Source organism: Myxococcus sp. MxC21-1 (assembly GCF_032612255.1).
GTDB lineage: Bacteria > Myxococcota > Myxococcia > Myxococcales > Myxococcaceae > Myxococcus > Myxococcus virescens.
In genome coordinates this window covers 642,178-666,414 of sequence record NZ_CP123278.1, presented here as the reverse complement: position 1 = coordinate 666,414, position 24,237 = coordinate 642,178, and the positions used below count along the sequence as shown (strand labels likewise).

The 24,237-nt window shown below is 70.5% G+C and carries 16 protein-coding genes and 2 pseudogenes; 10 read left to right on the top strand and 8 right to left on the bottom strand.

What is annotated here, in order from left to right; all coding sequences use genetic code 11:
• Window positions 1-86: 86 nt before the first annotated feature.
• Window positions 87-1,010, top strand: coding sequence for a serine/threonine-protein kinase (locus QEG98_RS03210; RefSeq protein ID WP_316565710.1), 924 nt, complete (start codon window positions 87-89; stop codon window positions 1,008-1,010).
• On the opposite strand, the gene QEG98_RS03205 is transcribed toward QEG98_RS03210, so the two are convergent.
• A complete protein-coding gene (locus QEG98_RS03205; RefSeq protein WP_316565709.1) occupies window positions 987-1,136 on the bottom strand; it encodes a hypothetical protein in 150 nt (49 codons plus the stop codon). The genes QEG98_RS03210 and QEG98_RS03205 overlap by 24 nt on opposite strands.
• A 140-nt stretch (window positions 1,137-1,276) precedes the next feature.
• On the opposite strand from QEG98_RS03205, the gene QEG98_RS03200 reads away from it, so the two are divergent.
• The 4 genes and pseudogenes from QEG98_RS03200 (at window position 1,277) to QEG98_RS03180 (ending at window position 4,609) form a co-directional block, all read left to right on the top strand.
• Window positions 1,277-1,753 (top strand): PEGA domain-containing protein, encoded by a 477-nt coding sequence (locus QEG98_RS03200; RefSeq protein WP_316565708.1) that lies wholly within the window; start codon window positions 1,277-1,279, stop codon window positions 1,751-1,753.
• A 68-nt stretch (window positions 1,754-1,821) separates the two neighbouring features.
• Window positions 1,822-3,062: pseudogene (locus QEG98_RS03190) on the top strand (hypothetical protein).
• A 14-nt stretch (window positions 3,063-3,076) separates the two neighbouring features.
• Window positions 3,077-4,051: a HEAT repeat domain-containing protein gene (locus QEG98_RS03185; protein WP_090486371.1), complete on the top strand. Its 975-nt coding sequence runs from the start codon at window positions 3,077-3,079 to the stop codon at window positions 4,049-4,051.
• A 27-nt stretch (window positions 4,052-4,078) separates the two neighbouring features.
• Window positions 4,079-4,609 (top strand): hypothetical protein, encoded by a 531-nt coding sequence (locus QEG98_RS03180; RefSeq protein ID WP_316565705.1) that lies wholly within the window; start codon window positions 4,079-4,081, stop codon window positions 4,607-4,609.
• Window positions 4,610-4,693: 84 nt separating this feature from the next.
• Here QEG98_RS03180 and QEG98_RS03175 read toward each other — a convergent pair whose 3' ends face one another.
• Window positions 4,694-5,266, bottom strand: coding sequence for a glutathione S-transferase family protein (locus tag QEG98_RS03175; protein WP_316565704.1), 573 nt, complete (start codon window positions 5,264-5,266; stop codon window positions 4,694-4,696).
• A 325-nt stretch (window positions 5,267-5,591) separates the two neighbouring features.
• Between QEG98_RS03175 and QEG98_RS03170 the strand changes: the two genes are divergently transcribed.
• The gene (locus QEG98_RS03170) at window positions 5,592-7,517 is read left to right on the top strand and encodes a DUF4135 domain-containing protein (protein ID WP_316565703.1); all 1,926 of its coding nucleotides are present in this window, start codon (window positions 5,592-5,594) and stop codon (window positions 7,515-7,517) included.
• Here QEG98_RS03170 and QEG98_RS03165 read toward each other — a convergent pair.
• From QEG98_RS03165 to treZ, 3 genes are all read right to left on the bottom strand, one after another.
• The gene (locus tag QEG98_RS03165; protein WP_316565702.1) at window positions 7,507-8,943 is read right to left on the bottom strand and encodes a M20 family metallopeptidase; all 1,437 of its coding nucleotides are present in this window, start codon (window positions 8,941-8,943) and stop codon (window positions 7,507-7,509) included. The genes QEG98_RS03170 and QEG98_RS03165 overlap by 11 nt on opposite strands.
• A 159-nt stretch (window positions 8,944-9,102) precedes the next feature.
• On the bottom strand, window positions 9,103-10,440 hold the full coding sequence (locus tag QEG98_RS03160; protein WP_316565701.1) for a discoidin domain-containing protein: 1,338 nt from the start codon (window positions 10,438-10,440) through the stop codon (window positions 9,103-9,105).
• A gap of 307 nt (window positions 10,441-10,747) precedes the next feature.
• Window positions 10,748-12,607, bottom strand: coding sequence for a malto-oligosyltrehalose trehalohydrolase (treZ, locus tag QEG98_RS03155; protein WP_316565700.1), 1,860 nt, complete (start codon window positions 12,605-12,607; stop codon window positions 10,748-10,750).
• 257 nt (window positions 12,608-12,864) lie between these two features.
• Here treZ and QEG98_RS03150 point away from each other — a divergent pair, with 257 nt between their 5' ends.
• Window positions 12,865-14,010, top strand: coding sequence for an AAA family ATPase (locus QEG98_RS03150; protein ID WP_316565699.1), 1,146 nt, complete (start codon window positions 12,865-12,867; stop codon window positions 14,008-14,010).
• Window positions 14,011-14,118: 108 nt separating this feature from the next.
• Window positions 14,119-14,499 (top strand): DUF5335 family protein, encoded by a 381-nt coding sequence (locus QEG98_RS03145; RefSeq protein ID WP_316565698.1) that lies wholly within the window; start codon window positions 14,119-14,121, stop codon window positions 14,497-14,499.
• 127 nt (window positions 14,500-14,626) lie between these two features.
• Here the strand turns inward: QEG98_RS03145 and QEG98_RS03140 are convergent, their stop codons facing one another.
• On the bottom strand, window positions 14,627-15,457 hold the full coding sequence (locus QEG98_RS03140; protein WP_316565697.1) for a M57 family metalloprotease: 831 nt from the start codon (window positions 15,455-15,457) through the stop codon (window positions 14,627-14,629).
• A gap of 590 nt (window positions 15,458-16,047) precedes the next feature.
• Here QEG98_RS03140 and QEG98_RS03135 point away from each other — a divergent pair.
• Window positions 16,048-16,518 carry a PLDc N-terminal domain-containing protein gene (locus tag QEG98_RS03135; protein WP_316565696.1) on the top strand — a complete coding sequence of 157 codons (471 nt, stop codon included), beginning with the start codon at window positions 16,048-16,050 and terminating at the stop codon, window positions 16,516-16,518.
• Complete coding sequence (locus QEG98_RS03130) at window positions 16,422-17,456, top strand: phospholipase D-like domain-containing protein (protein ID WP_316565695.1); 1,035 nt, start codon at window positions 16,422-16,424, stop codon at window positions 17,454-17,456. The genes QEG98_RS03135 and QEG98_RS03130 overlap by 97 nt, the downstream gene beginning before the upstream one ends.
• On the opposite strand, the gene QEG98_RS03125 is transcribed toward QEG98_RS03130, so the two are convergent.
• The gene (locus QEG98_RS03125; RefSeq protein ID WP_316565694.1) at window positions 17,453-18,847 is read right to left on the bottom strand and encodes an MBL fold metallo-hydrolase; all 1,395 of its coding nucleotides are present in this window, start codon (window positions 18,845-18,847) and stop codon (window positions 17,453-17,455) included. The two genes, QEG98_RS03130 and QEG98_RS03125, sit on opposite strands and share 4 nt — an antisense overlap.
• Before the next feature lie 264 nt (window positions 18,848-19,111).
• Window positions 19,112-23,877 (bottom strand): annotated as a pseudogene (locus QEG98_RS03120) (DNA topoisomerase 3).
• Window positions 23,878-24,237: the final 360 nt, after the last annotated feature.

The following is a 24,237-nucleotide window of genomic DNA, read 5'->3' as shown; positions in this document are numbered from 1 at the left end:
TGCCTGCTCGCTCCCAACCCTGTGGGGTAATTCGCGACTGAGCAATTCCCACGAGCTAAGAAAGAGCGATATCCTGGCGGGCACACATGGCTGTGCCATTCGGTAAGTACGAGCTGCTACGCAAGATTGCCTCTGGGGGAATGGGTCAGGTGTTTCTGGCCCGCGAACATGGGACGGGGTTCGAGCGACTTGTCGTCCTCAAGCTCATCCTTCCCCACCTCGCGGAGGATGATGAGTTCCTCTCCATGTTCCTGGACGAGGCGGGGCTCGTAGCGCGCCTGACGCACCCCAACCTCATCACCATCCTCGACCTGACAGAGATTGAGGGCCGCCACTGTCTGGCGATGGAGTACGTGCAGGGCGACGACGTGCGCCGCCTGGACAAGACGTCCCGCGCGCAGGGCAAGACGCTGCCGGTGGGACTCATCCTCCGCATCATCGCGGACGCGGCCGCCGGGCTCGACTACGCGCACCAGGCGCGTGACGCCCAGGGCAAGCCGCTGCGGCTGGTGCACCGCGACGTGTCGCCGCAGAACATCCTGGTCGGCTTCGACGGCGGGGTGAAGGTCATCGACTTCGGCGTGGCGAAGGCAGCCACCAGCAGCCAGAACACCGCCACCGGCGTCCTCAAGGGCAAGTACCCGTACATGTCCCCGGAGCAGGCCAGCGGGCTCGCCATCGACGCGCGCAGTGACTTGTTCGCGCTGGGCGTCGTCATGTGGGAGCTGCTCACCGGCAAGCGCCTCTTCAAGGGCGAGTCGGACATGATGACGCTGCGGCTGGTGAAGGACTGCCAGGTGCCGCGGCCGTCGCAGCTCAACCCGCGCCTGCCGCCGGGCCTGGATGAAGTGGTGCTCAAGGCCCTGGCGCCCTCGCCGGACCAGCGCTACCCGGACTGCGGCGCCTTCCGGCTGGCGCTGGAGGACTACGCGCTCAACCTGCGGCTGCCCTCCAGCAGCGCGCACCGCCGCCTTCCTGCGGGAGCTCTACGCGGACCGCATCGCCCATGAGACGGACCCGGCGAAGCTGGACCAGCTCGCGGAGGACGCGGACCTGGACTCGCGCTCCAACTCGTCGCTCAGCGGCGTGCCGGGGCTGATGGGCCCCGCGGGGCGCTCCTCCGCGTCGCGGGCCATGCGCGGCTCCCCCATGGCGTCGTCCCCGGGACGCGTTCGCGGCAGGCCGCCGCCCTGCCGCAGCCGAAAGAGAAGACGCGAGGCACCGCGCCCCTGGCCCGCCCCCTCCGGAGCCGGCCCGGCGCATTCCCTGGCTCCCGGTGGCCACGGCGGGGCTGGGCCTGCTCATCGCGGGCGCGGGCATCGTCTTCTTCCGCTCGCCCGCGGACGCCACCCCGGTCCGTCCGCCGGTGGAAGTGGCCGTGCCGCACCAGCCGGAAATCGCGCCGGAAGTGCAGCCGCCTCCACGCAGGGCCCCCGAGCCGGTGCGCCACGTGAAGCTGCCCGTCATCACCGAGCCCCCGGGAGCCCGGGTGAGCGTCAACGGCGAGGAGCGCGGCGAGACACCGCTGCGCCTGGAGCTGGAGGCCGGGGCCGCCCCGGTGTCGGTGACACTGGCCCTCAACGGCTACGAGCCCGTGACACGGCAGGTGTCCGCCACGGACGAGGAGCTGCGCCTGGAGCTGCGGCGCGCCGGAGGCGGCAAGTCCGTCCCGGGCACGCCGACCGCCGGGACGAAGCGGCCCGCCAGTCCCGGCCAGGGCGGCGGCGGCCTGGGCATCAAGACGGGCCGCTGAGCCTCGCGCGGGAAAATCCGCGCGAAATGATTTTCTGAGACGGCGCGCGCGCTGGGCCCTCAGGGGGATTGGACCCCCTCACAGGCCCAGGCGCCATGACTCCAGAATCCCTCCACCGTTCCGCCGGCCCCGCTCCGGGCCGTCGCGTGCCCAAGGCGCTGGCGTGGCTCGCGGGCGCGGCCTTGCTCGTGGGAGGCGCGGCGCTGCTGTCGTCGCGTGGCGGCGACGGCGCGTCGTCCGATGCCGAAGCCGGCGGCACCGCCGCGGCGTCCCGCGAGGCCGCCTCTGGCGGGCGAGGCCACGGCGGGCGCGCGGGCGCGGGTGGGTCGCACGACGAAGAGCCGCCGCCCCTCGCTTCGACGAGGCCGTGTGCTGGCGCGAGCTGGAGCGCTTCGACGCGGCGGTGACGCTGGAGAACTTCCGCGAGTGGGCCGCGCCGCTGCTCGCATCGGGGGATTCGCTGGTCGCGGACTACCTGGCGGGGCGCCTGACGGAGCTGATTGGCCAGGACCCGGACCGAGCGAGCGAAGTGCTGTCCTGGGCGCGCACCGCGGGGCCCGACGAGTTCGACGTCCTCCTGAGGGCGCTGCGTGGCTCGGAGGCGGTACACCACGCCCAGGTGTCCACCCGGCTGCTGGCGCAGGGCATGGACGCCACGCTCGACGGCGGTCGGCGCGCGGGCCTCCTGTCCGCGCTGGACACACAGAAGCGCTTCGAGCCGGCGGCGCTGGACACCCTGACGTCCTTCGCGAAGGACCCCGTCTCCGGCGAGGCGGGCTGGGCCGCCACGCGCACCATCGCCCGCGTCATGAAGCGCGACTTCGAGGCGAAGGGCAACGCCGCGCCCTACATGGACGCGCTGCTCACCATCGGCACCGAGTCCCCCGACGAGCAGATTCGCTACCTGGCGCTGTCCACGCCCATGCACGCCACGCCCGTGCTGGATGAGCGCACCCGCGCGCAGTACGCGAAGGTGCTCACGCAGGAGGGCAGCCCGGACGGACGCGAGGCCGCCGCGCACAACCTCTCCATCTCCGGAGACAACCAGCAGGTGCTGGAGCTGTTCGCCGAGGCCTTCGCCCGGGAGCAGGAGACGTGCGTGCGGTGGGCCCTCTTCCGCTTCGCCGCCCGCGCATCCGGCCGCGACGCCCTGCCCGTCATGGCCAACATGGCGATGGCCGACCCGCGCTTCCAGCCCCTCTACCAGGTTTTCGAACAGCGCTACGCGAGCGGGCTCCACGACTTCGTCCGGCTCTGGAACAGCCTGCCCGACCAGGACCCCTTCGGCTGCCTCGTCGGTCATGACTGAGCACGGGAGCCTCCATGAAACGCCTCTGCCTTCTGCTCACGCTGCCCCTCTTCCCCCTGCTGTCCACCCACGCGCACGCGGCCTCCACCGACGCACAGCCCGCGCTCCGGGCCAGCACCTGCTCCGTGCGCGGGTTGATGGATGACATCCGCCGCGGCCTGGGCTCCGGCTCACCGTCCTACCAGCGCTACCTGCGCACCCTGCTGCGCGAGGCCGCCGTCACGCTGCCGGACGCGGAGCTGCGCGACGCCTTCGCGCGGGAGACAGACCCCGTCATGGCCGAACACCTGGCGGCGGCGCTGGTGGCCCGCGCGGAACGTGAAGCGGACACCCAGGCCATGGACGTGGTGGCGCAGCGCGCGTTGCACGACGCGGACCCGTCCGTGCGCGCCGCCACGCTGCGGGCCATGCGGCGCACCAGCGCGCTGGAGCGCACCGGTGATTTGTACGAGCGCATGGTGCGGGACGAGTCGCCCCAGGTGCGGCAGGAGGCGGCGACCAACCTCATCGAGGACAACGCGCACGTGTACGCCGGCCAGTACGGCCCGGCGGCGGACACGGCGGTGACGGCCGCGGTGGCCTCCACGGACCCGGCGGTGACGGCGCGCATCCTGGACAACCTCTCCACTGAGAAAATCAGCGCCGAGTCCGCGGACCGCATCACCTCCCTGCTGCGCAGCGATGACGCGAGCGTGCGCAAGGCCGCCGTCAACGCGCTGGGCGGCGTCCCGGCGGAGCAGATGCAGGGCGCCCGCGAGTCCCTGCTCGCCATGTACCGCGAGGAGACGGACGACGGCGTGCGCAAGGCGCTGCTCCAGAGCGTCGCGCAGCTCGGCTTCGAGGGCGCGATTCCCGACCTCCAACGCCTGCGCGCCATGGACCCGCGCCTGGCGCAGGAGGCCGACGCGTGGATTCAGGTTCTCGGCATGGGCCTTCAGGAGTGGAGCCTGCTCCTGAGGGAGAAGCAGCGGTTGCAGCAGGCTCCGTGACAGGCAGTCCATTGAAAGGAACACCTCATGCATAGCAGCACCTGGAAGAACTCCCTGGCCGCGCTGGCCGCGCTGGCGCTCATCCCCGCGTCCGTGACGGCGCACACCGTCAAGGGCACCCACACCGGCTCGGTGACGGCCCTGACCAACTACAGCAGCGGCAAGTTCCACGGCGCGGTGGACATCGGCGCGGGCGGCCGTTGCAACTACTGGGGCGCGGAGACGGGCGTGGTGGGCTCCGTCTACTGGGCGGTGACCATCCGCACCACCGGCGTCGTCTGCAACGGCAGCGGCAGCGGCAACCAGAACGAGGCGCGCCACGCCTGGGCGAGCGGCTGGACGTTCCGTCAGTGGCACTTCATCAAGACGGCGGACTCCCGCAGCCGCACGTGTGACCGCTGCCAGGTGGGCAACATCGGCGGCACCGGCAACTCCACCGGTCCCCACGCGCACCTCCAGCAGGACAAGCTGGGGACGAAGGACACGTCCTGGTACAAGGGCTACGTCAGCGTGGGCAGCGCCGTCACGCGCGCGAAGACCATCGGCGTTCTGGACTGACGCACGGGCCCACCGGGGCCGCCAGGAGGCCCGGACACGTCCCCATCGGAAGGTCCGGGCCTTCGACCTCGCGCGAGGCGCCGCTCAGCCCAGCTTCATGCCCTTCGGGCGGGCCAGCAGCCGTTCGATGTAGGCCTCCAGCGCGGGACGCCCCGTCTGGCTGCCGAAGATGCGCATCCAGATGAACATCGAACCCACCATCACGTCCGCCGCGGTGAAGCGCTCACCGAACAGGTAGGGGCCCTGTCCCAATTCGCCCTCGACGACGTTCAGCACCGTCTCGAAGTCCGTCCAGCCCCGCGCGGGCCCCGTCGGCAGCTTCATCAGGTGGTCACCCATGGAGGGCTCCAGCTGCGACGAGGAGTACACCATCAACGACAGGTAGCGCCCGCGGTCCTTGTCACCGGGCTTCGGCGCGAGCTGCGCGTCCGGGAATTTCTCCGCCAGGTAGAGACAGATGGCCGCGCTTTCGAACAGCCGCGTGTCTCCGTCCACCAAGGCTGGCAATTTCCCAGCGGGGTTGATTTTCAAGAACTCAGGCGACTTGTTCTCCTTCTTCTCGAGGTCGATAGGGACGATTTCATACTGCGCGCCACACTCATCCAGCATCCACTTGGCGATGACCGCGCGGCTTCTGGGGTTGAAATAGAGTTTCATCGTCGGACCTGACCTTTCGGATGGAGGACAGCGCTGTCTCCTACCAGAACGCCGGCACGGGGCACGGCATCATGTGCGTGAAGAAATCCACCGCTGGGCGCTCACCCACCCGTCAGACTTCGATGGTGGGGAGCAGGACAAGACGACGAAGCCCGCAGGTTCCGCCAACGCGTTCAGGACCTGCTCGCGCTTCCTGTACTGCGTCTAGGACACCGCCGCTTGCGCCTGATTGGACACTTCACACGCGCGTCCCGGCCTCGCCGGGCCGCGCGTTTCTATTTTCGCCCCACCGGGCCAGGGCCGACTGATGACGCGAAGGGCGCATGTGCTGCCATCCCTTGCACCGACACCTCCAGCCGCCCCACCCCGCTTTCCTCCGCAGACCCGCCGCCTCCTGGCGGCCGTCCGCAAGGGCCCCGAGGCCAGCGACTGCTTCCCGCCCATTGTCCGGCCCGGCCCCGAGCGCGTGCTGCGGGTGGCCCGCGCCTTCCAAGGCGCCCGTGACGCTGCGCGGCTGGGCGCCCTGCTCTCACAGCCCGCCTTCCAGCCGCTGGTGGATTTCTATGAAGCCCTGGGCGACGGGTGCGACGCCATTGCCCGGCGGTGCCCGGGCCTGTTCGCCGCGCGCGTCGTGCGGCTCGCCAACGCGGCGCTGTTCGGCCCGGTGCTGACGGATGCCTTCGCCTTGTGCGCCGCCACCCCGGCGACACAGGGGCCCCACCCAGGGCTGCTCCGCCTGAGGGACGGGTTCCTGGCCTTCTTCGGCCTCTTCGCGAAGCGGCTCGCACGCGACCTGAAGGCCGGCGTCTTCCGCCGCGCGGGCTTCGAGGGCCCCGTCACCCAACTCTGGGCCACCCCCGAGGAGACGCACAACGGACGGCAGCACGTCCTGCGCGTCCAGTTCCGCCGGGGCGGCGCGCTGGCGTACAAGCCCCGGCCCGCGAGCGGAGAGGCCCTCTTCCTAGCGGAGCCGGAGCGGCGTGGCCCACGCGCCTTCTTCGCCTGGGTCAACCAGCTCCCGGCGGCCTCGGGAGCGGTGCGGCTCCCCACCCTTCGCGTCCTGCGCGGACGAGGCAGGGACGCCTTCACGTACAGCTGGCAGGACTGGATTGAACGTCCCCGCCAGTGGGGCGTCCTCCGCGATTCGCCCCAACTGAGGCTCCACGGCTGCCAGCTGCCGCCGCCCCAGGCCGCGCGCTTCTGGCACCACGCGGGCGCCCTCACCGGCACGTGCTTCGCCGTGGGCGCGGCGGACCTGCAGGGCAGCAACCTGGTGGTGGGCGTCCGGCGCGGGCAACGCGAGCCCCTGCCCTACCTGGTGGACCTGGAGCTGTTCTTCTGTCCCGTGCGCCGGCTCCCGGAGACAGGGCTGATTTCAGCGGGGAACCGGCGCGGCAACCACCACGTCGGCTTCGAGTGGCGCGCCTGGTGGTGCACCACCGGCGGTCCGCTGCTGTGCTTCTTCCCCGCCCGGAACGGCGCGCTCCAGCTTCGCCCGCGAAGGCGCGCGTGGGCCCGGGAGGAAGCCCGCTCCGTGGTGGCGGACACAGACGGCCACGTGGGCTACGCGGCCCACCTGCTGCCCTTCCTGCGCGGCATGTTCGACGTGTGGACCAAGCTGCTCATGGAGCACGAACGCGTGACGGCCTTCCTCGCGCGCGCGGCGCGGCGGCACCATGTCCGCGTGCTCGTCAAACCCTCGGACGCGTATGACGCGCCGCTGGAGCACCTGATGCTGGCGTCCCCAGGGCAGGTGCCCGGCGCCAGCGACCGGGGCCGCGTGCGCTTCAGCCCCGAGGAGCGCGAGCAGCTGGGCCGCTACGACGTGCCGTACTTCTTCCGCAAGGCGGACGGCGGTCCCCTGCTGATGATGGATGCGCCGCCCACGTCCGCGGCCTTCCGGCCCGTGGGCGAGCAACAGTTACTTGGGTCCACGCCGCCCCCTGCCCCGCACATCCTGAACGGCGAACAGCTCGGCCTGATGAACCTGGGCGTGGCCCTGCGGGACGCGGTGGACGCCGTCGCCCAGGACCTGCGCCACCGCGTCCAGGAGGCGCCCCAGTGGGGCGTGCGTCTGTCATTGACGAAGGACCGCCGCACGGGCGCGGTGTCCTTCGACTGGCCGGAGACGGGCAAGCGCCTGACGTTCTCCTGGAACCGTCGCACCGTGCGCCTCATCGACGAGGCGCTGGACGAAGCGCCCGCCCCCCAGCCTGGGAAGCGGGCTCGGCGGAAGTCGCCTACCGCTTGAAGTGGTCGGCGATGACGCTGGCCACGCAGCAGGTGAGCTTCTTGCCCGTGGGGATGTGGAGGAACTCGTTGGGGCCGTGGGCATTGCTGCCCGGGCCCAGCAGGCCGGTGATGAGGAACTGCGCCTCCGGGAAGCGCTCGCCCAGCATGCCCATGAAGGGGATGGTGCCGCCCTCGCCCATGGCCATGGCCGGCCGGCCGAAGTAGGTGTCGGACGCGGACTCCACCGCGTTCGACAGCCAGGAGGCCAGCGGCGGCGCGTCCCAGCCGGTGCTGGACTTCTCACCCTCGAACGTCACCGTCGCGCCGTACGGCGGGTCCTTCACCAGCGCCTCCGTCAGCGCCTCCATGGCCGCCTTGGGGTCCACGCGCGGCGGGATGCGCATGGACAGCTTCACCGTGGTGAAGGGCCGCAGCACGTTGCCCGCGCTGTTGAGCGCCGGCATGCCGTCCACGCCCGTCACGGACAGCGCCGGACGCCACGTCCGGTTGAGCACCAGCTCCGCGCCGTCGTCCGACATGGGGCGGATGCCGGGCACCCAGGGGAACTTGGTGAAGACCTCCTCCCCCAGCACCTTGGCCGCCGCGCGGGCCTGGTCGCGCCGCGCCTCCGGAATCTGCGTGTGCAGGGCCTCCACCAGCACCTTGCCCGTGCCCTCCTCCTCCACGCGAGACAGCACCTGCCGGAGCACGCGGAAGGACGACGGGACGATTCCGCTCGCGTCCCCGGAGTGCACGCCCTCCGTGAGCACGTCCACCCGCAGGTTGCCGGCCACCATGCCGCGCAGCGACGTGGTCATCCACAGCTGCTCGTAGTTGGCGCAGCCGGAATCCAGACACACCACCAGCGACGGCTTGCCGATGCGCGGCGCCAGCGCCTCGATGTAGGCCGGCAAGTCGTAGCTGCCGCTCTCCTCGCACGCCTCGATGAGCACCACGCAGCGCGCGTGCGGCAGGCCCTGCTCGCGCAGCAGGCGGATGGCGGTGAGCGACGCGAAGGCGGAGTAGCCGTCATCCGCGCCGCCGCGCCCGTAGAGCTTGTCGCCCTCGCGCACCGGCGTCCACGGCGTCAGGCCCTCGCGCCAGCCCGTCATCTCCGGCTGCTTGTCCAGGTGGCCGTACAAGAGGACGGTGTCGTCGCCCTTCGTCCCGGGCACCTCCATGTAGATGACCGGCGTGCGCTCGCGGCCCTTCTCGTCCTTGAGGCGCACCACCTCCAGCACCAGGCCGGGCAGGTGCTGGGCTTGCGCGCGGCACCAGTCCGCGACGAGCTGAACTGCGGCCTCCATGTGGCCGGAGCGGACCCAGTCCGGGTCGAAGGCGGGCGACTTGTTGGGGATACGGATGTAGCGCTCGAGCGCGGGGAGGATTTCCTGCTCCCAGATGCGGTCGGACGAGTCGGTGGCGGTCTGGACGTTCATGGCCATATCGGGCCGAATCCAGAACACGGGAGAGGGGCCCCTGTCGACAGCGGGAATCCACCAGGAGGCCGGATGGCGTTGATGGCCCCCATCGGATGCGCTGAAAACGCCCCACCCCGGCACTCCTGGGAGTACCGGGGTAGGGCGCCAACTGCTGTCAGCCGCTCACTGCTCCGCGGGGATTTCGCGCACGGACAGCCACTTGAAGTCCACGTCGGTGGCGCTGTCCCAGCGGAAGACCGCGATGGGGCCGCCCCAGGTAATCGGCATGGCGTTCACCGCGCCGCCGCAGTGGCTGGCGTCGCCACCCCAGCTGCCCGAGTCCACCATGTCGTAGACCTTCTTCCAGGTCTTCTTGTCGGCGTTCTCGTTGAGGTACATCTCCAGGCGCACGGCGTCCTTGCCGTTGACCTTGGTGTTGCGCATCACCGACTTGAAGCCCACCCAGCGGCCGCGGAGCGCGGACGTGCCCGTCTTGTACGACGCCTGCTCGTAGGAGACGTGCCACGTCTCCTTCTGCCAGCGCACGCGGCCGTCATAGTGCAGCGAGCCCTTGTAGGCGCTGCCCTCGCAGCCCGAGTGGTTGTCGTTGTGCTTTCCGCCACGCGCGTACCAGGCGAAGTTGTCCGAGTTGTCGGACGTGGAGTTGACCTTGATGAAGCCCGTCATCTCCACGTTCCGCCAGTCGTTCGCCGCCTGCATGTAGCCTCGGCTGGCCAGCACGTCACGGTCGTAGGTCGGAATCTTGGACGCGCTGTAGCCCGTGGAGGTGAACACGGACATGCGCACCTTGCTGTTCTTCATCTTCCAGGAGCCGTCCGAGTTGCGCGTGATGGTGTTCTGCGGGTCAAAGCGATTGTCGGACGTCGCGTTGTCCGCCAGGAACCACTGCTCGCCGCCCGACTTGGTCGGGTAGATCATCGTCACGCCGAACTTGTCCTGCGTGGAGCCCGGGCCAGGGTCCGGATTCTCCGGGTCCGGATTCTCCGGGTCCGGGTCCGGGATGGTGGCGCCGGAGAGGGCCGCCATGTCCGTGATGCTGCCCCAGGTCGTCTGGGTGCTGCCGTAGAAGGTGACGCGCACGTAACGGGCGTTCACCGTGGGGAAGGTGACGCGCTCGAACTCAGCCGTCTTCCCGGAGGAGATGCCCACGAAGACGCGGGTGAACGTGGTCCCGTCCGTCGACGTGGAGATGTCGAAGAGGTTGATGCGCTCGTTGCCACGGAACCAGGCGATGTCCAGGCCGTTCAGCGGCTTCACCGACCCCATGTCTGCGCGAATCCACTGGCCCGCGCCGGAGGCCGACCAGCGCGTGGCCTTGTTGCCATCCACCGCCATCGAAGGAGGGGTGGGAGCGTCATAGGAGCTGGCGGTGGCGGAGACGAAGCCTCCGGCGGCCAGCGCGGGCGTCGCGAACGCGCCGACGGCCAGCGAGAACGCGGTGACAGACGTGCGGAAGCGCTTCCATCCCCCCAGGGACGAAGTCGAGTGCTGTCGATTCAAGTGACTACCTCAAGTGAGGCCGCGAGCTTCCGCGACACATCGGAGCGGCCAAGAGCCTTTCCGGAGCGCCGCGTTCCCCCCGCGGCGCGTGGACTTCCATTTTTCCTGGCCGCCCGGAAGGAGGCACCCGCGCTTGCGCGCGGAGGCTTTCTCCAGGAGCGAACAGAGGTGTTACCGACTCAACGACGGACTGCGCGCCCCAATACCCTTTGAGTCGATATGGAATTCCCACGACATTTCTTGAGCATGTTTTCAGCCATGCCCGCTCGCCCTGCGGCGATACATGCAATGAAACACGGCGCGTTTATCAGTCTTTGGCGGGAAGTCTTATCACAGCCAGAGCCGAACCCTTCAACCGCACGGTGTCTCGCTTCAATGGCTGCAATTTTTCGGAGCCGCCGAAGCAAGCGTCTTCAGTCCACAGCACCAGCGCCGAGCCGGCGGGCACCGGATAATCCAGCGCGCCGCGCAGGCTGAGCAACACCTGCAGGCGCTGGCCGCCCCCACGCCGTTCGAGCACCAGGGCGTCCGGCCCCAGGGCCCGGGCCGCAAAGGAGCCCCGCCCCGTCTCGCGCAGGGCGGGCTCCGACGCGCGCAGACGGAGCAGCTCCCGGTAGAGCGCTCGCACGCCCGCATGCCCTGGCTTCTCCGCCTCCGCCCAGTCCAGTCGGGAGCGGGTGAAGGTGTCCTCCGCTTGCGGGTCCGGCACCTCCGCGCCCGCGAAGCGCGCGAAGCCGGCGAACTCCTTTCGCCGGCCCTCCGTGACGAGCTTGCCCAGCTCCGCGTTGTGCTCGGTGAAGTAGAGGAAGGGCGTGCTGGCGTTCCACTCCTGCCCCATGAAGAGCATGGGCGTGTAGGGAGACAGCAGCAGCAGTCCACTCATGGCGCGGAAGGCCGCGGGGCTCACGTCGTGCCCCAGCCGCTCGCCGAAGGCACGGTTGCCCACCTGGTCATGGTTCTGGATGCAGTGGACGAAGCGCCAGGGCTCCAGCCCCTCCGCCTTCGTGCCTCGCGCATGGCCCAGGTTCTTCGACACCTGCCCTTCGTAGAACCAGCCCTGGTTCAGCGTGCGCGCCAGGTCCTCCGTGTTGCCCGTGTAGTCCTGGTAGTAGCCCTCGCTGTCCCCCGCGAAGGCGCGGCGCAGCTGGTGGTGGAAGTCATCCGCCCACACGCCGTCCAGCCCCAGGCCGCCCTCCGACGTGGAGCGCATCAGGCGCCGCTCGTTGCGCTCGTCCTCGGCGATGACATGCACCTGCCGGCCCGGCGCGCAGGCCCGCGCCCGCTCGGCGACTTCGGTGAGCAGGTGCGGCGTGCCGTCGTCGATGATGGCGTGCGCGGCGTCCAGGCGCAGGCCGTCCAGGTGGTAGTCGGCAATCCACATCTCCACGTTGGCCAGCACCTGGGTCCGCGCGTGGGCGCTGCCTTCGCCGTCGTAGTTCACCGCGTCGCCCCACGGCGTGTGGTGGCGGCCGGTGAAGTAGTGCGGCGAATACACCCGCAGGTAATTCCCATCCGGTCCGAAGTGGTTGTAGACGGCGTCCATCAGCACCGCGAGCCCGTGCGCGTGCGCGGCGTCCACCAACCGGCGCAGCCCCTCCGGACCGCCGTAGGCCTGCTGGGGCGCGAACAGGCTCACGCCGTCGTAGCCCCAGTTGCGGCGTCCCGGGAAGGACGCCACCGGCATCAGCTCCAGCGCGGTGATGCCCAACTCCTTGAGGCCCGCCAGACGCGGGATGAGCGACTCGAAGGTGCCTTCGGGCGTGGCCGTGCCCACGTGCACCTCGTAGATGACCAGCGCCTGCGGCGCCACGCCCTTCCAGCCCGCGTCCGTCCAGGCGAAGTCGGGCACCACCACTTCGGACGGCCCATGCACGCCCTGGGGCTGCGAACGCGACCACGGGTCCGGGAAGGGGCCTTCGCCGTCCACGCGCAGCTTGTAGCGGAGCCCCGCGCCCTGCCCTTCCAGCACCGCGCCGAAGCAGTCGCCGGGCTCCGGCGTCATCGGCAAGACGCGGCCGGGATTGCCTTGCGCGTCGTGCAGCACCACCTCCACGCGCTGGTGGCCGGGCGCCCAGACACGCCACCGCACCCGCCCGTCCGCCTCCACCCACGCCCCCAAGAGAGGGGCCTTCGACCGCGCTGCCCGAGACTCATCCGCTGGACCCATGGGCACGTCCCTGTAATGCGTCACCCCTGCCCTTGAGGAGCACTCCGTGTGGCCGGACGCGCCCGCCGCGCGGCGGATGTTCACGGGTAGGCATGGCGCCCGGAAGGAATGGGGACCGGCCGACGGTGTTCGTGACGACGACACCCCGGGCTGGACGACGGCCGTGAGCGGGCGCGCGGCCCGCCTTGTCGGCCCCGCGCCCCGCCAGGATGATGCGCCCTCCGGCGGCCACCCGCCCCTGATTGGAGTCCCCTGGAATGAGCATCACCCACCCTGGCCTGGAGCCGCTGCCCGGATCGCCTGATGAGGACGTGCGCGCGCGCATCGCCGCCATCGAGGTCCTCTCTCCCCGCGAAATCGACGAGCGGTTGTCGGACCTGGGCTACCGGGGGCAGGCGGAGGCGCGCCGCGCGGCATCCGTGCTGGCGTACCGGCACCTGCGCCGCATCCGGCACCTGTTCCTGGAGGGGCTCGCCCCTGAACCGGGCATGCGGGAGAACTGCCTCTTCCTGGGGCCCACCGGCTCGGGGAAGACGTTCCTCGTGGAGCTGCTGTTCCGCGAAATCCTCGCCGTCCCCACCGTGCTGGCGGACGCCACGCAGTTCTCCGAAACCGGCTACGTGGGCGACGACGTGAGCACGCTGCTGTCGCGCCTGTACGAAGCCGCGGACCGGAACGCGGCCTGGGCCGGCTGCGGCGTGGTGTGCATGGACGAGTTCGACAAGCTCGCCACCAGCCGCTCCGACAGCCGCTTCGCCGGCCAGCAGACCACGAAGGACGTCAGCGGCTTCGGCGTGCAGCGCAGCCTGCTGCACATGCTGTCCGCCCCCAGCGCGGACTTCCCGCCCGACTTCGGCTTCACCAGCCGCCAGCGGCCCGACACCATGGAGCTGGCCTGCGTCACCTTCATCGCGTGCGGCGCCTTCAGTGGCCTGGGCGCCACTGCGGAGGGGTTGGCCCGGAGCGAACACCTGGGCTTCGGCCGCGAACCGCTCCCAGCGCGGTCGGAGAGCATCGCCACGCGAGTGACGGAGGAGCAGCTGGAACAGACCACCGCCTTCGCGCGCTACGGCTTCATCCCGGAGCTCATTGGCCGCTTCAACCGGCTGGTCTCCTTCTCGCCCCTGGACGCGGGCACCCTGGGCGACATCCTCCAGCACAACGTGCTGCGTGCCTATGAGCGCGAGTTCGAGCAGGAAGGGCTGCGCCTGCAGGTGGACACCGAGGTGCGGGAGTTCGTGGTCGCCCGGGCGCTCAAGCGGGAGACGGGCGCGCGAGGGCTGCGCACCACGCTCGCCCCCTTGCTGGAACGGGCCGCCTACGAGCACTTTGGCCACCGGGGCAACGACGGCACGCTCCGGCTGACGCTGGAGGGCGGCGAGGTCCAGGCGCGGCGGGTGTAGCCGCGCGCCTTCCGGCCAGCTGACGTGCCAGGGAAGCAGGCCCGTTCCACACCCCGCACGCACAAGCCTTACGGTTTCGCTGAGCAACGGAATCCGGAGGGCAGACACATGCATCACACTCGGGAGATACCCAGGGAAGGCTGGGGGGACTACCTCGCCTTGCTAAGCAACCTGGAACGCGACCACTGGGTGCGCATCGAGACGGAGAGCATCGACTTCGGCGACCAGCCGCTCGCCGGCAGGCTGCCGCTGGTGGAGATTGCCCTTGAGTCGAAGGGGAGCGACCAGGGCTCCGTGGAAATCATCGTGGGCCGGCCGGGCGGAGAGGTCACCCACCGCATCCTCAAGCCCGACCACATCTACGCGGACGAGAGCGAGAGCGGCGAGCTGGAGTGCCTGGACATCGAGGACGCGGACCACGTGAAGACGCTCATCTTCTTCGAGTCGCAACGCGCGGGCGACGAGCCGAGCATCGGCGCGCCGTCCTGACGACGGGCCCCACGCGAGCACGATGAGGCCGGAAGGCACCCGCCCGAGCACGGGGTGCCCTCCAGCCAGCGCGCCGCCCTGACCGGGCCTCACGGCGCGGCCAGGGCGGCGGTCCTGCATCGTGGGACTACGGGTACAGCGCGCGAGCGCCCTGCTTGTCCAGGGTGGTGAGCACCAGGTCGCCCGTCTGGGTGCCAGCGCACTGCGGGTAGTGCATGACGGACGCGCGGTCATACGTCGACGTCAGGGCGCGCCACGCGCTGTCCTCGAAGCAGCCGCTGCCCGTGGAGCGGGTGTGCTCGTGGCGGAAGCCCAGCACATGGCCCAGCTCGTGGCGCATGATGCCCTCCAGCGTCCAGGGCGAGATGGGGCCGAAGGCGGTGTTGTCCACCAGCACGTTGCGGCCCGAGCGCCCCGAGTTCGGGAAGAAGGCGCGCGCCAGGTACTGGCCGCCCGAGTTCACCGGACGCACGTCGAAGAGCACGTTGTTGTTCGAAGCGGTGCAGGCCCCGTCCTGCGCCGTCACGTGGGTGAAGTTGACGTTCGCGGTGGCCTCCCAGGCCGCCGTGGCGCTGTTCATCGCCGTCACCACGCGCGACTTGTTGCCGGAGAAGGTGCTGCTGACGCAGTACGTGAGGTTACGCGCCTGGGTGGCGCTCCACTTCACGTCCCCGCTGAGGGCCTTGGTGGGGCTGGTGTTGTAGACGGCCAGGCCGCCCCGGCTGGTGCCCGTCTCCGCCGCGACGTGGTTGTCGAAGAAGGCGCGCAGCTCCTCCTCGCTGTCCAGCGCCATGTCGCCGTCGAAAATCAGCTTGCCCTCGGGATCCTCGTACACCGAGGCCCGGAACTCCTCCCACGTCATCTTCGTCGGCTCGGACTCGGAGGCCTCCGGGCCACCGCACGCGGAACCGAGAAGGGCCACACCAGCAACCAGCGCAACGGAGCGGAACTTGAGCATCTTGGGGTTTCCTCTGACGCCTACTTCGGGGGACGCACCCGCCGCCCGGCGATTCCGCCAGCCGCGGCCTGGAGCGCTCCGCCCTTGAGCAACCGCCGCGCCAATCCGACGCCCAGAGGACAAATCAAGCTTTCATGACATTGCATGGACTAAAGACATTCCATGTTTGGAGTCAAAGGACGTAAACTCTCCTGACGGCGCGCCCGGCAACGTGGCGTCGGCACGGAGGAATCGCGTCTTCCGAGGGAGTTGCATCCAAACCAGACAGTGCTGTCTGGTTGTCGGTCACCTGCCCCGTGGGTCAGGTCCGCTGCGCCCGGGGGGGAAACCACCCGTTGCAAAACGCCAGACATTGGCAAGATGCATTCCCAGACAGCCTGCGTCAACCCTCTCACCGCAGCAGGGCCGGATTCATTCAGCCAACGCCGGCACACGGGGGAAGACGGCCGCGGGGGGTTGATTCCCGACGCCCGGGGGCGCTGAGGACTGCGCGCTCCATGCGGGCGTGATAGGCGGAACAGGAGGACCCCGCCGTTCGCTATGCACCTGTTCGACATCCCCGCGTGGTTGGAGGTGGCCTGCCCCATGTGGTGGCGGCGCTGACTGTGCTCATCAGCGTGGTGGCCAGCGCCCATGCGGTGCTGCACAAGCGGGACGTGCGGGCCGCGGTGGGCTGGGTGGGGCTGGCGTGGCTGGTGCCGGTGCTGGGCGGGGTGCTGTACGTCCTGCTGGGCATCAACCGCATCCGGCGCCGGGCACGGTCCTTGATGCTGAAACAAGAGCACGGCCGCTTTCCGCCGCTGTTCCAGGTGGCGCCCATGAAGGCGGAGACGGTGAGCGGGCCCCACCCCGAGGCCGCCCCCTGGCACCCCTGGTGCGGCTGGGGGACGCGGTGGTGGGACGGCCGCTGCTGCCGGGCAACCGCGTCACCGTGCTGGAGTCCCGCCGGGACGCCTACCCCGCCATGCTGGAGGCGATTGACGCGGCGCGCACGACGCTGTCGCTGTGCAGCTACATCTTCGACAATGACGTGGCGGGCCGGCGCTTCGTGGAGGCGCTGAGCGCCGCGGTGAAGCGGGGCGTGGAGGTGCGGGTGCTGGTGGACGCGGTGGGCTCGCGCTACACGTGGCCGCCCATCCTGGGCCGGCTGCGGCGAGCCGGCGTCCGCGCCGCGCGCTTCCTGCCGTCGCTGATGCCCTACCGGCTGCCCTTCGCCAACCTGCGCAACCACCGCAAGCTGATGGTGGTGGACGGGCGCGTGGGCTTCACGGGTGGCATGAACATCCGCAAGGCCTTCTGGCCCGGCGAACATGCCGCCGTGGACCTGCACTTCCGCGTCGAAGGACCGCTGGTGGGGCAGCTCCAGGAGACCTTCGCGGAGGACTGGGCCTTCACCACGCGCGAGCGGCTGACAGGCGAGGCCTGGTTCCCGCCGCTCACCGAAGCGGGCACCGTGCTCGCGCGAGGCATCGCGGACGGCCCGGACGAGGACTTCGAGACGCTGCGCACGGTGCTGCTGGGGGCCCTGGCCACGGCGCGGACGTCGGTGCACATCGTCACGCCCTACTTCCTCCCGGACACGGCGCTCATCACCGCGCTGAGCGTGGCGGCGCTGCGCGGCGTCCAGGTGGACATCCTCCTTCCCGAGAAGGGCAATCTTCCGCTGGTGCAGTGGGCCGCCTGGGCGCAGCTGTGGCAGGTGCTGCGGCCGGGCTGCCGCATCTTCCTCACCGCCCCGCCCTTCGACCACACGAAGCTGATGGTGGTGGACGGCGTGTGGTCGCTCATCGGCTCGGCCAACTGGGACCCGCGCTCGCTGCGGCTCAACTTCGAGTTCAACGTGGAGTGCTACGACACCGCACTGGCCATGCAGTTGGAGGGCGTGGTGGCCGCGCGGCTGCGCAACGCGCGGCCCCTCACGTTGGAGCAGGTGGACGCGCGCGCCCTGCCCATCCGCCTGCGGGATGGGCTGGCGCGGCTGCTGTCGCCGTACCTCTAGAGCAGGGCGCGCCGGACCCGCCAGAAGGTCTCCTTGGCGGCGCGGTAGCCCCGCGAATCCTGGGGCAGCAGCATGCGCAGCAGCTCCGCGGACTGCGTCTGCAGGGGCCGCACGCAATGCGTCTCCACCTTGGCGCGCAGGAAGCCCAGCGGGTCGCGCTTGCGGTAGTCCGCGAAATAGGTCCGCAGCTCGTTGCGCGTGCGCGCCTGCCCGTTGTCCGCGTACTTGGCCACATAGGGACTGAAGTCCGGGTAGAGCCGCCCCGCGCCGAAGTCGCCGTGCAGCGTCGTCTTCATGAAGTTGCCGATGAGCAGGTCGTCGAAGACCTGGTAGCGCACGGCCGACATCAGCGAGCCGCGTGGCACCTCGAAGGTGATGCCCCGGCGGAAGCGGCGCTTCTGGAATTCGATGACGTGCTCCCGGCCTCCCACGCGGAAGCGCAGGAAGTCGAGCGTGCGCCCCAGGTGCTCCACGCCGAGGAAGTAGGTGGTGAGCGCCGTCACATCGTCCGTGTCCAGTGAATCGCTCCAGTCGTCACCGAAGGCCTTGGGGTCCACCGGGCGCAGGACTCGCTCCCGGGGCTGAATGCGCTCCGTCTGACCGCGGCTGAAGTCGTGGCGGATGAACGCGGGCAGCAGCGAGCAGGTGCGAGACTCGAAGCCCCGGCCGTAGTCCTCCAGCCGGGTGGTGTACTCGGAGGCCCAGACGCTGTCGGCCCGCTGGTACTTGTGCATGGAGCTGAAGGGGATGAAGTAGCGCACCCCATAGAACTCCGCCTGCCGGGCAATGGTCCGTCCCACGGGCGTCTTCGCCGCGGCATGGGGCGCGATGCGCTGCCCGTCCTCGGTGAAGAAGTTGATCATATCCGCGTCGCCATACCCGGACAGGGCCAGGAGATACGACTCCTGATACCCGCTGACCACCTTGCGCACGAAGTGGCTGGCCCCGCGGTCCCCCGCATCGTTGAGGTTGACCAGCAGCCGCCCGTCCATGTCCACCAGCAGGACGGCGTCCTGGTTCACATCCGGCAGGCACATGACGCGGATGCGCGGTGACAGCTGCGTCCACACCCGGTCCGCCAGCACGTGCACCTTGAAGCCCTGCCCGCGCAGGTCATCGCGCATGCGGTGGCCGAAATGGTTGGGCACCAGCAGCGTGCGTGAGCGCAGCGCGCTCAGCGATTCCATGCTCAGGTGGTCCGGGTGGCCATGAGACAGCCACACGTAGGGACAGGCCTGGATGGCCTCGCGCTGCGCCGCCGGAATCTCATGCGACAGCGTCCAACTCCCGAAGTATGCGCTGCCGTCCGTCCACGGGTCGGTCACCAGCACCGGACCGTGGTCGTGGCAGATGAGCGTGGCGTTTCCAATCGTCTCGAAGCCCAGTTCCATCGCGTGCCCCCCTTCGCCCTGCGTCCGCGCACAAGTCCGCTGGTTTGGCCGGACGAACGTGACGATGGGCGGACGCCGCCTGCACTGCCCGGCAGCACGGTGAAGATGATTCGTTGCCTGGACGCACGCTGCCCGTTCCGGCGGGCGTGGAGACGCGGCCCCTTGCGCCCCGCCCCCGGACTTGCGCTGGAATCTCCGTGGCGCGCGGAGGGAAGCGCCCTTCCCTTCGTGGGAAGGACGCCTCCTTCCGCGAGGCGCCCGGGCTCAGCTCCTGCGCGCCACGAGGGAAAGAATCTGCGCGCCGTAGCGCTCCGTGAGGGAAGGCCCCACCCCGTGGATGGCCATCAACTCCGAGCCATTCTCCGGACAGGCCGACGCGATGGCCTCCAGCACCCGGTCCGTGAGGATGCGGAAGGCGGGCACGCGCCGCTTGCGCGCCTCCGCGAGCCGCCAGGCCTTCAAGGCCTCCACCATCTTCGGAGAAGGCTCGGCCGCGGCGCGGCGGCCCGGCGCGGAGGCACTCGGAGCCCCCGTGCTCCGGGACGCACGCGGCGCCCCGACGGCGCTCTTCGAGGGAGCGTTCGCGCGCCAGTGCGTCGGCGGGTCTTCCTCATCGGATTCGGATGCCGTGCGCCGCGTCGCGGCCCCGGCCTTGGCGCGGACCGCGCGCTTCTTGACCGAGGACCGCTTCGCGGTGCCCTTCTCCGCGCCCTTGCCCCGCCTGCGCTTCGCGGCCTTCTCCAGGGGCAACGGTAGGACGACCCGCTGGGGGTCCACCGCGCGCGTGCGGCGGCCCTCGTCCGTCAGGGCGAGGCGCTGGAACGAAATGACCTGCCCGTCCTTGTCGAACGAGTCCACCTCCAAGCGCGTCAGCCCGGCGCGGACCAGCCCGCCCACCAGCCGCTCGAAGTCGCGCCGTGGAAGGGACTCTCCAAACAACTCGCGGTGGAGCCGTCCGGTGGCCTGTCCATCCCGCTCCTGGAGCGACTCCAGGATGCGCTCCAACCCGTGCCGCTCCGCGGAGGTCGGCTCGGCGAAGCGCAGCGTGGCGCAGGCCTCCGGCGCGCAGACGTCACACAGGCCGCACGGCTCACCCGAATCCTGGGTGTCACCGAAGTGCCCCACGAGCTGCTTCATGCGGCAGCCATGGGCCTCCGCGTAGCGCCCCATCTGCTCCAGGTGCAGCAGTTTGCGATCGCGCTGGGCCGAGTACGACGCGGCCCAGCCCGGCTTCCCGCGCATCACCGTCTCGTCAGGCGTCATGACGACGCCGCCGTGAATCCAGAGCTGCTCCAGTGCCTTGTCGAAGACCTCGGGGTCTCCTCGCACGCGGCCCTGGAGCACGGCCTTGGGCTCGAGCTGCGGCGCCGTGGACTTGAACAGCCGCTCCAGCACGTACGCCTCCGGGTAGTCGCGCCGGTGGAAGAACTCGTGCGTGCGCCGGTCGATGTACGAATGCAGCAGCACCGCGCGCGACGGCTTTCCATCGCGGCCCGCGCGGCCCAGCTCCTGGTAGTAGCCCTCCAGGCTGGCGGGGAGCGCCGCGTGGATGACGGTGCGCACGTCCGCCTTGTCGATGCCCATGCCGAACGCCGTGGTGGCCACGATGACCTCCAGCGAGCCCCGGAGGAACTCGGCCTGTACCCTGTCTCGCTCCGAAGGCTGGAGCCCCGCGTGATAGGCGGCGGCGGGGAACTCGCCCGCGAGCTGGTCCGCGAGCTGCTCGGCGTGCTTGCGCGTGGCCGCGTAGACAATCGCGGGCCGGTTCTCCTCGTCCTCGAGCAGGCCCTGGATGGCGTCGCCGCGCGCGCCGGGGTTCAGCTCCCGCACCTCGATGGCGATGTTGGTGCGGCGAAAGCCGTGAATGAAGGTGCGCGCCTTGCCCCCGGGGCCTTGCAGGCCGAGCTGCTGGACGATGTCCCGCTGCACGTCCGGCGTGGCGGTGGCGGTGAGCGCCACCACGGGCGCGGGGCGCAGCAGGGGCAAACGCGCGCCCAGGAGCCGGTAGTCCGGGCGGAAGTCGTGCCCCCACTGGGAGATGCAGTGGGCCTCGTCCACCGCGATGAGCGCGGGCGTGCGGCGAGCCAGGAACTCCACGAAGCCCGGGACGCCGAGCCGCTCGGGCGCGATGAACAGGAAGTCGAGCCGGTCCTCCAGGTAGTCCGCGCACACCTGCCGCGACATGGCCCGGTCTCTTCCGGAGTGGATGCGGTCCGCCGCGAAGCCGAGCGACTGGAGCCGCGCCACCTGGTCCTCCATCAGCGCGATGAGCGGACTCACCACCAGCGTGGTGCCCGCGCGCGCCAGACCCGGCAACTGGTAGCAGAGCGATTTGCCGGCGCCCGTGGGCATCACGAGCAGCAGGTCCTCTCCCGCCGTGGCCGCGCGGCACACGGCCTCCTGATACGGCCGGAAGTCCGAGAAGCCGAACGCCTCCTTCAGCAGCGGACGCAGCGCCTCGGGCGCCGTCGGTGCGCGCCGCACGCGCTCCGGCCGCTGCCCGGTGGACGCGGCTGACGCCGGGGTCCTCGCACGGTTCACTGGAGCGCGAGCGGCGCCCGTGTTCTCCCAGGCCCCGGCGTTCCAGCCCGCGCCGTCCGCCCGCGGAAGACGTGAGGCGGCTCCTCCGCCCGGTGACATGGTGGAGGACAGCGGCTCGCCATGAGGCTCCGAGCGCCCCACGGAGCCCGAGGTCCTGCTCCGCCGCGTCCCGAAGAGCGGCTCCGAAGCCTCCGAGAACGCCCCCTGGCGTCCCTGTCCCGGCACACCCGGCGCGGCATCCGCGAAGCGCTCGGCAGAAGCCTCCGTGAACGCCCCCTGCCGGCCACGCCCCGACACCCCCGCCGAAGCATCCCCGAAGCGCTCAGCAGAGGACTCCGCGAGCACAGCCTGCCCGCCAGGGCCACGCGCTCCCGCGCCAGCGCCGTGCGCCGCAGCCGCGCCCTCGCTCGCCACCTGCGCCGCGCCGCCCTGCCCCCAACCTGCTCCAGGTGGAGCCCCCAACACCTCGTTGCGCGGAGGCCGTTGCGGCGCGGTGGCGCCATGGCCCACCACCTCGATGACATACGCCTCGATGCCACGGATGAACTCATCGAGCTGGCCTTCGCCGCGCTCGATGCGCTGGAGCCACGCTTCCCACTGGCCCGTCATGGCCGGCGTCTTCACATCCGGGTGCACCACCTGGATGAGATGGATGCCCTTCTCCGTGGCCTCCATCACCTTGCCCCGGCGGCGCAGGTACTCGCGGTCCAGCAGCACCTCGATGATGGCCGCGCGGGTGGCGGGAGTCCCCAGGCCCGTCTCGCGCATCGCGTCCGCGAGCTCCTTCTCATCCAGCGCCCGCCCCGCCGACTCCATGGCCGTCAGCAGCGTCGCATCCGTGAAGCGCGGAGGCGGACGCGTGCGCTTCTTCACCGCCTCCACGTCCTCCACGGACTGCGGCTGCGCGCGCGCCAACCCCGACGGCAGCGTCTGGGGCTCGTCCTCCGGCTCCCGCTCCGCGTCCTCGCCCTTGCGCCCCTCCGGCTTCAGCCGCGGCGCCTTCTGTCCGCCGCCAATGTCCAGCACCTTCCAGCCCACCTGCTCCACCTGGGTGCCCGTGCTCTGGAAGCGGTCCACCACGGGCGGCGCCCCTGCCGACGTCACCGCGGTGATGACCGTGGTGACCCGCCAGACGTGGTCCTCGTGCCACGCCTGGAGCAGACGCCGGCACACCAGGTCATAGACGCGCTGCTCGTCCGGAGACAGCCGCACCCCGCCCGGCGCCGTGGGCGTGGGGATGATGGCGTGGTGGTCCGTCACCTTCGCGTCATCCACATAGCGCTTGCCCAGCGCCCGAGCCCCCGTACCGACGGCCAGGTCCTCCTCGTAGGGCCCGCGAATGGCGTTCACCACCTCCGGCAGCGTGTCCGCCACGGTGCGCGACAGGTGCCGGCTGGCGGTGCGCGGATAGCTCAACAGCTTGTGCTTCTCGTAGAGCGCCTGCGCCACCTCCAGCGTGCGCTGCGCGCTGAAGCCATGGAGCCGATTGGCGTGCCGCTGCAGCTCCGTCAAGTCGTAGAGGAGCGGAGGCGCCATCCTCTTCTCCTCCGACTCCAGCGATTCGATGAGGGCCCGCCCGGCGCGCACCCGGTCGATGATGGCCTGCGCCTCCACGCCGTTCGCATCCAGCCGCCGCGCCTCGCGCACGCCCTCGAAGCCCGGCGGCGCCACGGGCTTGCCATCCGGCCCCGAGCGGAACCACGTGCCCTTGTACAGCGCGTCCGGCGGAACCCCTTCGCCCTGGGCGCGAAGGTGGCCACGAGCTCCAGGTAGTCACGCGGCACGAAGTCGCGGATGGCCAGCTCGCGCTCCACCACCATGGCCAGCGTGGGCGTCTGCACCCGGCCCACGCTCAGCATCTCTCCATGGCCCCCGTGCGCCAGCGTGTACAGGCGCGACAGGTTCATCCCCACCAGCCAGTCCGCCCGGCTGCGCCCCATGGCCGCGGCGGCCAGCGCTTCGTATTCACGGCCGTCCGCGAGCCGGCGGAAGCCGTCCTGGATGGCCCGCTCCGTCAGCGACGACACCCACAGCCGCTGTACCGGCTTGCGGCACTTCGCCGCGTCGTAGATGTACCGGAAGATGAGCTCGCCCTCGCGCCCCGCGTCCGTGGCGCACACCACCGAGGACACCTCCGGCGCGTTGAGCACCTGCTTCACCACCTCGAACTGGCTGCGCGTCTCCTTGGAGACGACCAGCGGCCAGTCCGCCGGGAGCATGGGCAGCAGCGCGCGGCTCCACTTCTTCCAGTCCGCGCGAATCTCATGGGGCTGCGCCAGGCCCACCAGGTGCCCGATGGCCCACGTCACCACGTAGCCATTGCCGCGCAGCCAGCCCTCACCGCGTTCGTTCGCCCCCAGCACCCGCGCGATGTCGCGCGCCACCGAGGGCTTCTCCGCCAGCACGGCCAGCAGGGAGGGGCGACCGGAGGACGCCTTCGCACCGCCGTCCCTGCCTCCGCGCCTGTCCTCCCGGGGCGTCTCGCCCATCTCTTCCCACCTCATGTGCCCTGTCCCCTCCCGCCCACCACACCACCCCCCAGGGAGGGAGCCTGGAGACGCAGTGTGAGCCCCTCCCCTATCGTGTCAGGCTGACATCTCCGAGTCCCGCATCGCCCTACCCGTGGTGCCTGCTCGCCCCACGTCCCACCCGCCACCTTCCAGGTCTCTGAGAAGGCGCGGAAAATCCCCCCCGCAAACACCCACTGAAACACGCCAGACACGCTGGCGCGCTCACGCAAGCAATTGGCGCGGAGGCGGAAAACTCCATCCTGGGTCTGAGCCAGTATGCCCTTGTCGCCAGTCACTTCGGCGGACCGAACGGGGGGAAGACGCATGTCGCACGTCGCG

Excerpts from the sequence above, each read along its gene's own strand:
- treZ (WP_316565700.1), bottom strand. The coding sequence starts at position 12,607 with ATGGGTCCAGCGGATGAGTCTCGGGCAGCGCGGTCGAAGGCCCCTCTC.
- QEG98_RS03210 (WP_316565710.1), top strand. The coding sequence starts at position 87 with ATGGCTGTGCCATTCGGTAAGTACGAGCTGCTACGCAAGATTGCCTCT.
- QEG98_RS03175 (WP_316565704.1), bottom strand. The coding sequence starts at position 5,266 with ATGAAACTCTATTTCAACCCCAGAAGCCGCGCGGTCATCGCCAAGTGG.
- QEG98_RS03165 (WP_316565702.1), bottom strand. The coding sequence starts at position 8,943 with ATGGCCATGAACGTCCAGACCGCCACCGACTCGTCCGACCGCATCTGG.
- QEG98_RS03145 (WP_316565698.1), top strand. The coding sequence starts at position 14,119 with ATGCATCACACTCGGGAGATACCCAGGGAAGGCTGGGGGGACTACCTC.
- QEG98_RS03140 (WP_316565697.1), bottom strand. The coding sequence starts at position 15,457 with ATGCTCAAGTTCCGCTCCGTTGCGCTGGTTGCTGGTGTGGCCCTTCTC.
- QEG98_RS03205 (WP_316565709.1), bottom strand. The coding sequence starts at position 1,136 with ATGGCCCGCGACGCGGAGGAGCGCCCCGCGGGGCCCATCAGCCCCGGC.
- QEG98_RS03150 (WP_316565699.1), top strand. The coding sequence starts at position 12,865 with ATGAGCATCACCCACCCTGGCCTGGAGCCGCTGCCCGGATCGCCTGAT.
- QEG98_RS03130 (WP_316565695.1), top strand. The coding sequence starts at position 16,422 with ATGCTGGAGGCGATTGACGCGGCGCGCACGACGCTGTCGCTGTGCAGC.
- QEG98_RS03180 (WP_316565705.1), top strand. The coding sequence starts at position 4,079 with ATGCATAGCAGCACCTGGAAGAACTCCCTGGCCGCGCTGGCCGCGCTG.
- QEG98_RS03125 (WP_316565694.1), bottom strand. The coding sequence starts at position 18,847 with ATGGAACTGGGCTTCGAGACGATTGGAAACGCCACGCTCATCTGCCAC.
- QEG98_RS03185 (WP_090486371.1), top strand. The coding sequence starts at position 3,077 with ATGAAACGCCTCTGCCTTCTGCTCACGCTGCCCCTCTTCCCCCTGCTG.